Here is a 12,482-nt window from a genome sequence, read left to right as displayed (position 1 = left end):
GGCGGACCAAACGTCAGCGCGGATTCGCGGCGAGGACGAACGGGCGGAGGCGGTGGCCATCCGGGTCCTCGACGACGAAGGTGAAGCCGAAGTCCATGTCGGTGGGCTCCTGCAGCACCTTGAGCCCCAGCTTCGTCCATTCCGTATAGGTCTGGAGCACGGCCTCGCGGCTCTCCTCGGTGAACGCGAGTTCGAGCCCTCCCGGAGCCTTGGGCCTGGGCTCCATCTCACTGGCGACCCAGAGGCCCACCTTCAGGCCCGTGGGCAGCACGTAGAGGACGAAGGTCTCCGAGTTCTCGACCGGCTCCCGGCTGAGCAGCCGGGTGTAGAGCTTCGCGCTCTCGCGCGGGGACCGGACGGGCAACAGCAGGTAGTTCAGCGTTCGCATCAGACGCTCCTTGTGGGGACGGAGCATTCATGCGCCCGCGAGGTGTCAGTTTCTGGCAGCAGTGAGCGGCGGCTGCCGGGCGCGCCACTCCTTGACCATTTCAGCGCGGCGGCGCGGATAGCGCGCCCCGGTGGCCTCCACCGCGAGGATGCGGTCGACCCGGAACGCCCGGTAGTCCTTCCGCAGCTCACACCACGCGGGGACGACCATCACCCGTTCGAAGAAGCCGATGAGCAGCGGCCAGATGGTGCGCTGCGTGTGGGCCCCCGAGGTGTCGCGGTAGGAGATGGACAGCGTCTCCTCCTTCCGGATGGCGGCGCGGATGACGGACACGTCGACTTTGGCAGGCTCCGCTGTCGTGAAGGCCGGGACCGTCAGCGTCGCCGCGTCGACGCTCTCACGAAGTTCAGCGGGCAGCACGGCGCGGATCTTCGCCACGGCGTTGCCGGCGGCCGCTCCCAGGCGCGCATCGCCTCGCACCGCGACCCAGCGCGAGCCGAGCACCAGGGCTTCGAGCTCATCCACGGAGAAGTTCAGCGGCGGCAGCGTGAAGCCGGGGCGCAGGACATAGCCCACGCCGGCTTCACCGCGGATGTCCGCGCCCTGCTCCTGCAAGGTCGCGATGTCGCGGTAGAGCGTGCGGAGGGAGATGCCCAGCTCCCGCGCCAGGTCCACGCCGGACACGGGCGCGCGGTGCCGTCGCAGCGCCTGCATGAGCTCCAGAAGCCGGGCCGCGCGAGCCATGGAAGGTCCCCCCGCGAGGCGATGCCGCTCGACACGGCATCGCCTCCCGTCAGCCGCTAGTCCTTCGTGCAGACGACGTCGTCGACCTGGAGGTGGTCGCGGTCGGCGACGCTGCGGCTGGGATAGAAGAACAGGCGCCAGTCGCGCACGTTGCCGGTGAACTTGAAGAACACCGGCTGCCACTCGTCGCTGTCGACGGTGATGAAGTCCGTCTGCGGGCTCCAGCCGCCGCTCGAATAGCTGCGGTGGCGGATGCTGCCGTGGCCACGCACGCGGTACGAGCAGGAGTAGTTGCCCGCCGCCACGTTGAACTTCTCGGTCGTGAAGCGCTCCGCGGTCTGGATGGGGACCACGAACTGGAGCGCCGCCGAGCCGCCGTGCACCGCGTTCGTGTAGCGCGCGAGCCGCGAGGGCTTGATCTCCGAGCCCGGGTCCGTGATGCCGTTGTCCAGGCCGTACCAGTAATCCGGGACGTAGTTGTTCCCGTAGTAGGGGATGGCCCGGGTGCTCCAGCTCTCGAAGCCGCCGTTGCGGAGGATGTTCGCGGAGTGCTCGGCGGCGACGCAGCGGCGGGTGGCCGGGTCGCAGGCGGGCAGGGCGCCCTTGCAGTCATACGTCGTGAAGCAGGCCCCTTCGGCCAGCTCGCACACGCCCGTGGACGGGTTGCAGCTCGTCGCCGGGTTGTTGCACGTGACACCGGCGCAGGGGTCGCCCTCGATGCAGAGGTGCGAGGCGGTGTCACAGAGCGGCGTCTCCGGGGTCCCCGCGCAATCCGCGTGGCGGGTGCAGCGGTCCGCTGCCGTCACGCAGGTGTGGGTGGCATCGCAGGCCTGCCACTCGCGGCAGTCCGACGCGTCGTCGCAGCGGCCGGAGAGCGGCTGGCAGGTCGCGGTGGCGTTGTCACAGCGCGCCCACTCCTCGCAGCTGATCTGATCGCACGCCTCGGGGGCCCGCACGCAGCGGACGTTGTCGATGACCACATGCTCGCCGGTGGTGTTCCGGACGCTGAAGATGAGCTCGAAGGTGTCGAAGACGGAGCTGGCCAGGTTGAAGTTGTAGGTCACCTGGGTCCACGTCTGGCCGCTGATGGACTTGTACGCCGAGTAGCTGGAGTAGTCCGTGTCGAAGAAGGCGTTGCGGACGTCGCCGGTCCCCCGGGCCTGGTAGGTGCAGGAGTACTTGCCCGCGGGCATGGACTTCGCCGCGGTGCTGAAGCGCCTGTGGGTGCCCGAGGTGTTGATCAGCCGCGCCGCGTTCACGCCCTCGAACGCCTGCGTCGTGACCTTCTGCACCTCTGCGATGTCCGACGTGCTGCCGGACCACAGCGCCGGAAGCGCGTTGGGCCACGCCTCGAAGCCGCCGTTGTCGATGACGTTCCCGTCGTTGGGCTCGGTGCCCGCGTCCGTCCCGGAGCCCGCGTCGGTGGGCTCGGTGCCCGCATCGGTGGGCTCGGAACCCGCGTCCGTCCCGGTGCCCGCGTCGGTCGTCCCTGAGCCCGCATCGGTGGGCTCCGTGCCGGAGTCAGGCGTCCCGGTACCGGAGTCCGGGGTCTCCGAGCCCGCGTCGTCCGGCTCGGTGCCGGCGTCGTCCTGCTCGGAGCCGGAGTCCGGCACTCCGACGCCCGCGTCCGGCCGGGGCTGCCCGGCGTCGGGCGCCTCCGGAGAAGTCGAATCGCCGCACGCGACGGCCAACACCAGCAACGAAGTCAGACACACTCGAAACAACTTCAACGCGACCTCCGGTTCCAGAACTGGATCTTTCGTACCACACTGTACCGGAGAGCCATCCTCCGCAGGGGCTTCAGCGACCTCCAGTGCGGCCCTGCTCCACCTGGGAGAGGGCCCTGGGGGGCACCTCCTGGCGAACCGAGGCCTGGTGGGTCACGAACAGGGCGGCGGCGAGCGCGGCCAGGGCGCCTCCCAGCGCGAGGGGCCGCTCCCACCGGCTCCAGGTGCGGGTGACGGCCCGGGGACGCAGCTCACGCGCCACGGCCAGCCGCAGGCGGTCCCGGGCCTGCGTGGAGGGAAGGGGGCCCTCCTCGCTCGTCTCCAGGTCGCGCTTGAGGGCGATGAACTCCCGCAGGCACCTGCCGCAGCCGGGCAGGTGTTCCTCGACGGCCTGCCGGTCCTCGGGGGGCAGGGTGCCGAAGTGATAGGCCACCAGGCCGGGGGCCACCGTGTCGCAGCTCATGGGTGCATCTCCTCGCGCAGCTGTTTGACCAGTTCGTGCATCCGGGACTTCACCGTGCCCAGGGGAAGGCCCAGGACGTCGGCCATCTCCGCGTAGGACATGCCCTGGGTGCGCAGGGCGTAGAGCTCCCCCAGTTCCAGCGGGAGCCGGGCCACGGCCTCGCGCAGGGCGTCCCGCGTCTGCTGGTGCTCCAGGGCGTGCTCGGGGCCGGGGTTGGGCGCTTCCGGTGAGCCGGCTTCGCGCTCCAGCGCCCGCAGTGCGCGGCGGGCGGAGCGGTGGCGGTTGAGACAGAGGTGGCGCGCGACCTGGAAGAGCCACGCGCGGAAGCTCTGGGCGGAGCGGACTCCGGCCCGGTCGCGGAGGATGGCCATGAACGTCTCATGCAGCACGTCCTCCGCCTCGTGGGTGTCCTCCAGGTGCTTGCGGATGAACCCGAAGAGGTGCCGTTCGTAGCGCGCGTAGAGCGCGTCGAAGGCCTTCAGGTCTCCGCCCAACAGGGATTCGTACAACGCCTCGTCCGATGGCATGGGCGCTCAAGGGCTACGAGGCGGGAGTCCTGTGGAACAGCCCCATCGCGCGCACGGCACCGATGGAGACGAAGAGGCCGGCGATGACGAGCAGGACGAGCGCCAGCACCAGGGGATGCAGTGACTCCTCGCAGCCCAGGGCGGCGATCTGGAACTGCTCCGCGGGAGGCACGAGGTGCAGGTAGCGCAAGGAGTTCATCAGCCCCAGACAGAAGCCCAGCATGCCCGCCGAGCCCGTCGTCGCGCCCAGGCCGAGGAGTGACGCGAGGTAGCGCGGCTCGGGCCGGAACAGGAAGAGGATGCTGCAGGCCACCAGCAGGAATCCGAACAGCAGCGTGGGGTACATGGCAATGCCCCCCGACATGAAGAACTCGAACATGCGCCCATCTCCCGCGAGCCTCGCTCGCCACGAAGTGCTGACGGGAAGAAAGGAACCGGCCGGCGAAAAAGGTTCGCGGGAATCGCGTCAGCCTTTCCTCCCAGCCAGCTCCTTCGCCGCCTCGATGAAGAGGCGCAGGGGCTTCGAGCGCTGGGCGCGGCTGGGGGAGTAGAGAAAGAAGCCCGGCACGGTGGCCGCGTAGTCCTCCAGCACCCGCACCAGGCGTCCGGAGTCCAGCAGCTCCTGGATGGCGGGCTCCTGGACGTAGGCCAGCCCCAGGCCCTCCAGGGCGAACGTCACGCCGGCCATTTCGTCGTTGGTGGCGACGTTGCCCTTCACCGGGATGCGCCAGGTCTTGCTTTCGCGCTCCAGCTCCCAGGCATAGGGCGTCCCGGTCGTCTGGGAGCGCAGGACGATGCACTCGTGCTGGAGCAGATCCTCGGGGCGCTCCGGCGCGCCGTGCTTCTGGAGGTAGGCCGGTGCGGCCACGACGACGAAGCGGAAGGCGTCCGTCAGGCGCACCTGCACCATGTCGCGCTCGATGGTCTCGCTCAGCCGCACCCCGGCGTCGTAGCCCTCCGCGACGATGTCGACGAGGCGCTGTTCGACGACGACGTCCACCTCCACGCGCGGGTAGCGCGCCCGGAACGCTGGCAGCACGGGCGCGATGACGAGGGCGACCGCCGCGCGGGGCACGGACAGCTTCAGCCGTCCGACGACCTCCCCGGGCTCGGCCGAGGCGCCGTGAAGCGCGGCGGCCGCCTGGGCGAGCCCCGGGCCGGCCTCCTCCACCAGCCGCCGCCCCGCGTCCGTCAGGGCCACGCTGCGGGTGGTGCGCAGGAGCAGGACCACGCCCAGCTGCTCCTCCAGCTGCCGGACGGACTGGCTCACGGCCGCCGTGGAGACGCCCAGCTCGCGCGCGGCGCCCCGGAAGCTCTGGAGCCGCGCGACGGCGAGGAACACGTGGAGCTGCTGGAAGAGGACCGTCTTCATCTCAGGGGCTCCCCTGGAGGCAACAGCGCCGGGCCACCATCAACTCCTGCTTAACGGCCCGTTCGGTCCCCGCCATCTAGCTCCCAAGGGGCGCGCCGCGTAGTTCTTCTCCCAGGCGCCGCTGCTTCAGCGGGCACGACACGCAGGGCACGGGCCCGCGGACGTCGAGGCCTCCAGCGCGCCCGACAACCTCGAGGGAGCCTCATGTCCATCCCACTCGCTGGCGCCTCCGTGGCGCCGGCCCCGCGCTCCGCGGCATGGAGCGCCGTCTTCGCGCTCACCCTGTGCGTCTCGACGCTCATCGCGTCCGAGTTCATGCCGGTGAGCCTCCTGACGCCCATCGCGTCGGACCTTCACCTGACCGAGGGCCGCGCCGGCCAGGCCATCTCCGTGTCCGGTCTCTTCGCCGTGCTGACCAGCCTCTTCATCGCGTCCGCGGCCAGGTCCGTTGACCGCCGGAGGCTGCTGCTCGGCCTCACCGGCGTCATGCTGGCTTCGGGCCTGGTGACGGCCTTCGCGCCCAACTTCGCCGTGCTCATGCTGGGGCGTGCGCTCATCGGCGTCGTCATCGGCGGCTTCTGGGCGCTGTCCACGGCCACCGTCATGCGGCTGGTCCCCCAGGGAGAGGTGCCGCGCGCGCTCGGGCTGTTGAATGGAGGCAACGCGCTGGCCACCACCATCGCGGCGCCGCTCGGCAGCTTCCTGGGGCAGTACATCGGGTGGCGGGGCGCGTTCTTCGCGGTCGTTCCGCTCGCGGCCATCACGCTCGTGTGGCAGTACCTCACCTTGCCCTCGATGCCCACGGAGCGCGCCGCGCCGCCTCCGAGCACGTTCGCCATCCTCCGGCGCCCCGAGGCGCGGTGGGGCATCCTGGCGGTCACGTTCTTCTTCATGGGCCAGTTCGCCCTCTTCACGTACCTGCGCCCGTTCCTGGAGACCGTCACGCGGGTCGGGGTGTCCACCCTCTCGTTGATCCTGTTGGGGATGGGGGCCGCGGGGCTGCTGGGCACGTACCTCATCGGCTTCCTCGTGGTCCGGCGGCTGTCCGCGGTGCTCATCGCCGCGCCGGTGGCGATGGCCGTCATCGCGCTCGCGCTCGTCGTCTTCGGCCAGTCACTCGCGGCCACCGGCGTCCTCCTCGCGGGGTGGGGCCTCATCGGCACGGCGGCGCCGGTCGCGTGGTGGACGTGGCTCAGCCGCACGCTGCCGCGCGACGCGGAGGCGGGAGGCGGCCTCATGGTCGCGGCCATCCAGCTCGCCATCACCGTGGGTGCCTCACTGGGAGGCCTGTTGTTCGACCGGAGCGGCTACCAGAGCACGTTCGTGGTGAGCGCCGTGCTGCTCGGGGGCGGGGCCCTTCTGGCCATCCGGGCGTCGAAATGAGGAGGAAGACAATGAAGGCACTTCTGCTGCTGGGTTCACTCTGCGGGCTGATGGCCTGCGCATCGCCATCCAAAGGGGTGCTCGCGTCTGGAGACACCTCTCAGGGCGCGGACAACTTCTACACGAGCGACCAGGTCACCGTGGAGAAGGTCCGCTTCAAGAACCAATACAAGCAGGAGGTCGTAGGGAACCTGTTCGTTCCCAAGGGCCTCCAGCGTGACGCGAAGACACCGGCGATTGTCGTCGGACACCCCATGGGCGCGGTCAAGGAGCAGAGCGCGAACCTGTACGCCACGAAGATGGCGGAGCAGGGCTTCGTCACCCTGGCCCTGGACCTGTCCTTCTGGGGCGAGAGCGAGGGCCAACCCCGCAACGTCGTCGCGCCGGACCTCTACGCCGAGGACTTCAGCGCCGCGGTGGACTTCCTGCGCGCCCAGCCGTTCGTCGACAGGGAGCGGGTGGGGGCCATCGGAATCTGCGGAAGCGGGAGCTTCGTCATCAGCGCGGCCAAGATCGATCCGCGCATCAAGGCCATCGCGACGGTCAGCATGTATGACATGGGCGCCGCCAACCGGAACGGGCTCAGGCATTCAGTGACCCTGGAGCAGCGAAAGAAGGTCCTCGAGGCGGCAGCGCTACAGCGCGACGTGGAGTTCGCGGGCGGCGAAACGAAATACACGAGCGGGACGCCCGAAGCGCTGAATGACCAATCCACCGCGATCGATCGCGAGTTCTACGACTTCTATCGCACGGCGCGCGGACACAGCCCGAACACCACGACGCACCCGACGCTGAGCAGCAACACGAAGTTCATGAACTTCTACCCGTTCACGGACATCGAGACGATCTCCCCCCGGCCCATGCTCTTCATCGCGGGGGAGAACGCGCACTCCCGTGAGTTCAGCGAAGAGGCCTACCGGCTCGCCGGCGAGCCCAAGGAGCTGGTCATCGTCCCTGGCGCGGGCCACGTGGACCTCTACGACCGGGTCGGCCTCATCCCCTTCGACAAGCTGACCGCGTTCTTCCGGAACGGTTATTGACCCTCGTCAATGCGGGGGAGGGCGGGGGCTCTCTACTCTCCAGGCCATGACGTCACCGAACGTTCTGGAGCCCTCGTGATGCGCATCACCCGCCTTCACTCCCGCGCCCTGGGAGCCCTCTTCCTCCTGCCGTTCCTCGCCTACGGCCTGGGCACCGCGCTCGTCACCTCCATCCTGAAGCAGCCGGAGCAGCTGGCCGGGCAGCGGGCCCTGTTCGTCGGGGGGGCGCTGCTGCTCGTGTTGAACTCCCTCATGGTCGTGGGGATTGGCGTGCTGTTCTTCCCCATCCTCCGCGAGCGGAGCCCAGGCATCGCCATCGCGTACGTCTGCACGCGGGTGATGGAGGCGCTGACCTTCGTCGTCGGCGTGGTGTTCCTGCTGTGCATCCTTCAGCTCGGAGACTCCACCACGCCGGAGGGGGGGATGCTGTTGAGGCTGCTCTCCCAGGGGAACGTCTGGGCGTACCAGCTGGCGATGACCATCCTGGGGGTCGGCAGCGCGGCGGCCTTCCTGTCGCTGCACCGCTCCCAGCGGCTTCCCGCGTTCCTCCCGCTGGTGGGCGCGGTGGGCTACGGGCTCCTGTCGGTGGGGTCCGTGCTCGAAATCTTCGGACTGCCGTACGGCATGATCTTCTCCGGACCTGGAGGCCTGTTCGAGCTGTTCCTCGGCAGCTGGCTCATCCTCCGGGGCTTCCGGACGGTCACGTAGCCGGCTTGCCACGCGTTGCGAGCCGCTTGCGGATCCGGCTCAGCGACTCGGGCTTCACGCCGATGTAGCTGGCCAGCTGGTACTGCGGAATCCGCTGGAGGATGTCCGGCCGCATCTTCGACAGCTTGAGGTAGCGCTGCTCCGGAGTGTCCGTGAGGTAGGACGCGAACCACTCCTGCTGCTCGGCCAGGACCTTCTGCATCACCAGCCGGGAGATGCTCTCGAAGCGAGGGAAGCGCCGATACAGGTCCCCCTCGCGCTGAGCGGTGCCCACCACCACCGTGGTGTCCTCCGCGCACACCCAGAAGTGTTCCGCCGGGGTCTGGTTCATCATGCTGTGAATCGAGAGGACCCAGTCGTCCTCGGTGAAGAACCCGTTGCTGCGCTCCTCACCGTCGACGACCGAGTACTGGCGGACGCAGCCCTGGAGGACGAAGTAGGCCTCGGTGCAGACCTGTCCCGCCATGAGCAGGTGCGTGCCCTTGGGACAGCGCTTCACCACCATGCTGTCCAGGATGGCCTGGGCCTCCTCGTCCGACAGAGGGGCGATGCGGCGGAAGTAGTCGACGAGCCTGGTCTTCATCCCTCAGGGCGTGCCCAGCAGCTCCAGCGCGGCGGTGGTCAGCACGGTGACGCCGGTGCGCAGCGCGCGCTCGCGGTCCGGCGCGTAGAGGGGTGAGTGCGGGGAGGGCAGCGCCTCCTCCGAGCCCTTGGCCTCGGCGAAGCGTTGGGGCTCGGTGATGCCCAGCCACAACATCACGGACGGCACGCCCGCGCGGCCGTACTCGGAGAAGTCCTCTCCGCCCATGACGGACGGCGTCTCGCTGACGTTCCTCTCGCCCAGCACCTTGCCCACCGAGTCCACCAGCCGCTTCGTGAGCGCGGGGTCATTGAAGGTCGCGGGCGTGCCCTCGGTGACCTTGACGTCGGGGGGCCGGGGCGCTCCGGAGACCATCGCCTCTGCCTTGGCGACGCGCTCGATGCCGGCCAGCAGCGCCTTGCGCACCTCCGGCTTGTACGTGCGCACCGTGAGCTGCAGGCGCACCTCGTCCGGGATGATGTTGTGCTTGGTGCCACCGTGGATGGAGCCCACCGTGATGACCGCCGGCTCCAGCGGGCTCTTCTCCCGGCTGACGAGTGTCTGCAGCGCGAGGATGGTTCGCGCCGCCATCACCACCGGATCCACGGTGGTGTGCGGGTACGCACCGTGTCCGCCCTTGCCGTGGAGGGTGACGTCCACCGAGTCCACACTCGCCAGCGCATAACCCGAGGTGAACCGCACCGTCCCCGCCGGGGCGGTGGCCGCGGTGTGCAGGGCCACGGCGAAGTCCGGCTTGGGGAAGCGCTTGAACAGGCCATCCGCCAGCATCTGCCGGGCCCCGGCGCCAATCTCCTCGGCCGGCTGCCCCACCAGCATCAGCGTGCCACGCCACCGGTCCTTCGTCCGCGCCAGCAGCGTCGCCGTGCCAATCCAAGACGTCATGTGCACGTCGTGCCCGCACGCGTGCATCACCGCGACCTCCGCTCCAGCCGCATCCTTCGCCTTCGCCTTGCTGGCGTAGGGCAGCCCCGTCTTCTCCTCCACCGGCAGCCCGTCCAGGTCCGTGCGGAGCATCACCGTGGGCCCCTTGCCGTTGCGCAGCAGGGCCACCACGCCGTGTCCGCCCACCTCCGGCGTCACCTCGAAGCCGAGCTTGCGCAGGCGCTCGGCCAGCTTCGCCGCCGTCTTCTCCTCCTGGAGTGACAGCTCCGGCGTCTGGTGCAGGTCGCGGTAGAGCGCGTCCAGGTCCGGGTACAGCGCGTCCAGGCCCGCGAGGACCGGGGCAGGGGGCGCGGCCGCGAGCACGGGGCCGGCGGGCGCCGCCACACAGGCGAAGAGCAGGGGAAGCAGGGGAAGCGTTTTCACCAGGGAGCCTCCGGTCCGTCGGGGTGCGCGAACCAAAGCACGGACCGTGGGCCTGGCGCTGCGTTCCAGGACGCGACTCGTCAGGCAGGCCGGGTGGGGACGAGTCCGTAGAGGGTGGTGACCTCCCGGGAGCGCGCGGCGTGCAAGGGGTCTGCCTTGTCCTTCGCCTTGGAGTGCCGCGCCGGGATGGACTTCCGCCAGGCCACCTTCAGGCCGCAACGCTCGAACTGCTCCTCGAGCCACCCGGACGGACGCAGGCCCAGCAGCACCGCCAGGTCCGACAGGATGAGCAATCCCTCTCCTCCCGGCGTGAGGGCCGCGGGGAGTCCTTCAAGGAAGCGCCGCAGGAACTGGCTGTCCTCGTCGAACACCGCGCGGTCCACCCGGTTCTTGGGCGGCTCGGGGATCCACGGCGGGTTGCAGACGACGAGGTCCGCCTTTCCCTCCGGGAACAGGTCCGCCTCCGTCACCTGGAAGCGCTGCGAGAGGCCCAGCCGCTCCGCGTTCTCGCGAGCGCAGGCCACCGCGCGGGAGTCGCAGTCCGTGGCCTGCGCGGACGCCGCTCCGCGCTGCAGGAGGAGGAAGGACAGCACGCCGGTGCCGGTGCCCACGTCGAAGACGCGCTTGCCCTTCACGTCCGGCCCCGCCGCCAGCAGCTCCACGTAGTCCGTGCGCGTGGGCAGGTAGACGCCGTAGTGCGGATGGAGCAGCCCCTTCAGGCCCGGGACCTCCAATCCCTTGCGCCGCCACTCCGCGGCCCCGAGCATCCCGAGCAGCTGCTTGAGCGGCACCACGGTGAAGTCCGCCGTCGGCTCGCCCCACACCTGCCGGCACGCCTCCGCGACCTCCGGCGCACGCGCGAGTTCCATGCGGTAGCCGCGGTCCAGCGCCACGACGATGCGAGACAGCGTCGCATGCTCCTCCTGCCGCGCGCGGCGTTCGGCCCGGAAGGCCTCCAGCGGTGAGCGGGCCTGCCAGGGCCGTTCGAGCCGCCGGCCCAGCGCCCCCAGCAACTGCTTCGCGTTGTGGAAGTCGCCGGTGTAGCGCAGGAATTCGCCCCGGCGGACGCGCTTGAGCGCGGTGTCCGCACTGAGCGCGTCATCCACGGGCGACAGGCGCGTGGGGGCAGGCTCGTCACTCTCCGAGTGCCAGGTGAAGGCGGTGCCAGGCGGAAACTCGAAGAGTGCGGCGGGGCGGCGGGAACGGTCCATGGGCCAGGGGTAGCACGTCCTCGCCTCTTAGGGGACGCGCAGGTGGACACGAAGCCAAAGCCCGAAATCTTGTCCTGGCGATACTTCTCTCCCAGTGTGAGCAGCGCAATCCGGAACCCAGACGTCTTGAGAGGAGCAGCGACGATGAGCGCGTGGAAGCCGATGTGGATTCTAGGCAGTGGAGTCCTGGTTTCGTGCGGTGCACCGATGCCGGACGAAGAGGCGGCGACGCCTGGCACGCAGCAGCAGGGCCTTGCCCAGGTCTTCACCCAGCAGGCGGACTTCACGGCGGCCACCGGGGCCACTCCGCTCGCGTTTCCGGCGGTCGCGTTCGACGCGTATCCGGACCATCCCTCGGGGGCCGCGTCGAGTTGTGTCAGGACGCTGCCAGGCGTGGACCTGCCGTGGGGCTCCAGCACGCCCACCGTCAATGTCCTGGCGCCTCGCGCCAAGGACTGGCTCTGCTTCATGGGACCCGGCTGGGACCACGGCAACACGAACCCACTGCCCGTGAAGCCCACGCTCCTCGCCGTCGGTGAGGACGACTTCGAGATTGCCTTCCTGCGTCCCGTCTCCGCCGTGGGCCTGGAGTTGCTCACGAACCGTCTGGCTCAGCACAAGGTGACGCTGACCTTCACGGATGCCTCTCAAGAGGTCCTCGACGACGCGGTGCTTGCGACAGGCGCCAATGCCTTCGCGTTCGTTGGCATCCAATCCACCAAGCGCATCCGGTCCCTCTTCATCGACTCCAGCGGAGGCGGTACGGAGAACGAGGGCATCGCCGCCATCTGGACCGCGCCGTAACAGCGAGCCAGGCCCCGGCTCGGTGCCTGGGTGTGATGGCGCGCGATCCCACCGTGCCTATCTCTGGACCATGGACGTCATCGACCTCATCGACCGGGCCCGCGACAGCATCTCCGCGCGCTCCGTTTTCGGCCAACCCATCCAGCAGGCGGAGGTCACCGTGATTCCCGTCGCGCGCGTGAGGGGGGGGAGGCGGCGGGGGAGGCGAG

At 69.6% G+C, this 12,482-nt stretch carries 14 protein-coding genes; 4 read left to right on the top strand and 10 right to left on the bottom strand.

Translation table 11 applies throughout. The annotated features are described in order from the left end of the window. Positions 1-13: 13 nt before the first annotated feature. From D7X55_RS09765 to D7X55_RS09735, 7 genes are all read right to left on the bottom strand, one after another. Positions 14-388 carry a VOC family protein gene (locus tag D7X55_RS09765; RefSeq protein ID WP_121722914.1) on the bottom strand — a complete coding sequence of 125 codons (375 nt, stop codon included), beginning with the start codon at positions 386-388 and terminating at the stop codon, positions 14-16. A gap of 45 nt (positions 389-433) precedes the next feature. Next, positions 434-1,132, bottom strand: a complete 699-nt coding sequence (locus D7X55_RS09760; protein ID WP_121722913.1) for a YafY family protein — start codon at positions 1,130-1,132, stop codon at positions 434-436. 56 nt (positions 1,133-1,188) lie between these two features. Further along, positions 1,189-2,862, bottom strand: a complete 1,674-nt coding sequence (locus D7X55_RS09755) for an invertase recombinase-like protein (protein WP_121722912.1) — start codon at positions 2,860-2,862, stop codon at positions 1,189-1,191. A gap of 70 nt (positions 2,863-2,932) precedes the next feature. Then, the gene (locus D7X55_RS09750) at positions 2,933-3,322 is read right to left on the bottom strand and encodes an anti-sigma factor (RefSeq protein WP_121722911.1); all 390 of its coding nucleotides are present in this window, start codon (positions 3,320-3,322) and stop codon (positions 2,933-2,935) included. After that, entirely contained in the window at positions 3,319-3,849 is a 531-nt protein-coding gene (locus D7X55_RS09745) for an RNA polymerase sigma factor (RefSeq protein WP_121722910.1), read from the bottom strand. The genes D7X55_RS09750 and D7X55_RS09745 overlap by 4 nt, the downstream gene beginning before the upstream one ends. 13 nt (positions 3,850-3,862) lie before the next feature. Next, positions 3,863-4,228, bottom strand: a complete 366-nt coding sequence (locus tag D7X55_RS09740) for a hypothetical protein (protein WP_121722909.1) — start codon at positions 4,226-4,228, stop codon at positions 3,863-3,865. Positions 4,229-4,315: 87 nt separating this feature from the next. Further along, on the bottom strand, positions 4,316-5,221 hold the full coding sequence (locus D7X55_RS09735; RefSeq protein ID WP_121722908.1) for a LysR family transcriptional regulator: 906 nt from the start codon (positions 5,219-5,221) through the stop codon (positions 4,316-4,318). A gap of 204 nt (positions 5,222-5,425) precedes the next feature. Between D7X55_RS09735 and D7X55_RS09730 the strand changes: the two genes are divergently transcribed. The 3 genes from D7X55_RS09730 (at position 5,426) to D7X55_RS09720 (ending at position 8,352) form a co-directional block, all read left to right on the top strand. Next, positions 5,426-6,604 (top strand): MFS transporter, encoded by a 1,179-nt coding sequence (locus D7X55_RS09730; RefSeq protein WP_121722907.1) that lies wholly within the window; start codon positions 5,426-5,428, stop codon positions 6,602-6,604. Between the two features lie 11 nt (positions 6,605-6,615). Next, positions 6,616-7,644: an alpha/beta hydrolase gene (locus tag D7X55_RS09725; RefSeq protein ID WP_121722906.1), complete on the top strand. Its 1,029-nt coding sequence runs from the start codon at positions 6,616-6,618 to the stop codon at positions 7,642-7,644. Positions 7,645-7,722: 78 nt separating this feature from the next. After that, complete coding sequence (locus D7X55_RS09720) at positions 7,723-8,352, top strand: DUF4386 domain-containing protein (RefSeq protein WP_121722905.1); 630 nt, start codon at positions 7,723-7,725, stop codon at positions 8,350-8,352. Here the strand turns inward: D7X55_RS09720 and D7X55_RS09715 are convergent. From D7X55_RS09715 to D7X55_RS09705, 3 genes are all read right to left on the bottom strand, one after another. Continuing rightward, positions 8,345-8,935, bottom strand: coding sequence for a Crp/Fnr family transcriptional regulator (locus tag D7X55_RS09715; RefSeq protein WP_120547161.1), 591 nt, complete (start codon positions 8,933-8,935; stop codon positions 8,345-8,347). The two genes, D7X55_RS09720 and D7X55_RS09715, sit on opposite strands and share 8 nt — an antisense overlap. A 3-nt stretch (positions 8,936-8,938) precedes the next feature. Next, positions 8,939-10,258 carry an amidohydrolase gene (locus D7X55_RS09710; protein WP_121722904.1) on the bottom strand — a complete coding sequence of 440 codons (1,320 nt, stop codon included), beginning with the start codon at positions 10,256-10,258 and terminating at the stop codon, positions 8,939-8,941. A gap of 80 nt (positions 10,259-10,338) precedes the next feature. Further along, complete coding sequence (locus tag D7X55_RS09705; RefSeq protein ID WP_121722903.1) at positions 10,339-11,469, bottom strand: class I SAM-dependent methyltransferase; 1,131 nt, start codon at positions 11,467-11,469, stop codon at positions 10,339-10,341. 207 nt (positions 11,470-11,676) lie between these two features. Between D7X55_RS09705 and D7X55_RS09700 the strand changes: the two genes are divergently transcribed. Continuing rightward, positions 11,677-12,273, top strand: coding sequence for a hypothetical protein (locus D7X55_RS09700; protein WP_121722902.1), 597 nt, complete (start codon positions 11,677-11,679; stop codon positions 12,271-12,273). The last annotated feature ends 209 nt before the right edge of the window (positions 12,274-12,482 follow it).

The organism is Corallococcus sp. AB049A, assembly GCF_003668885.1.
Lineage (GTDB): Bacteria > Myxococcota > Myxococcia > Myxococcales > Myxococcaceae > Corallococcus > Corallococcus interemptor.
Note: the sequence above shows the minus strand (reverse complement) of the source record. Positions and strands in the feature narration are given on the sequence as shown.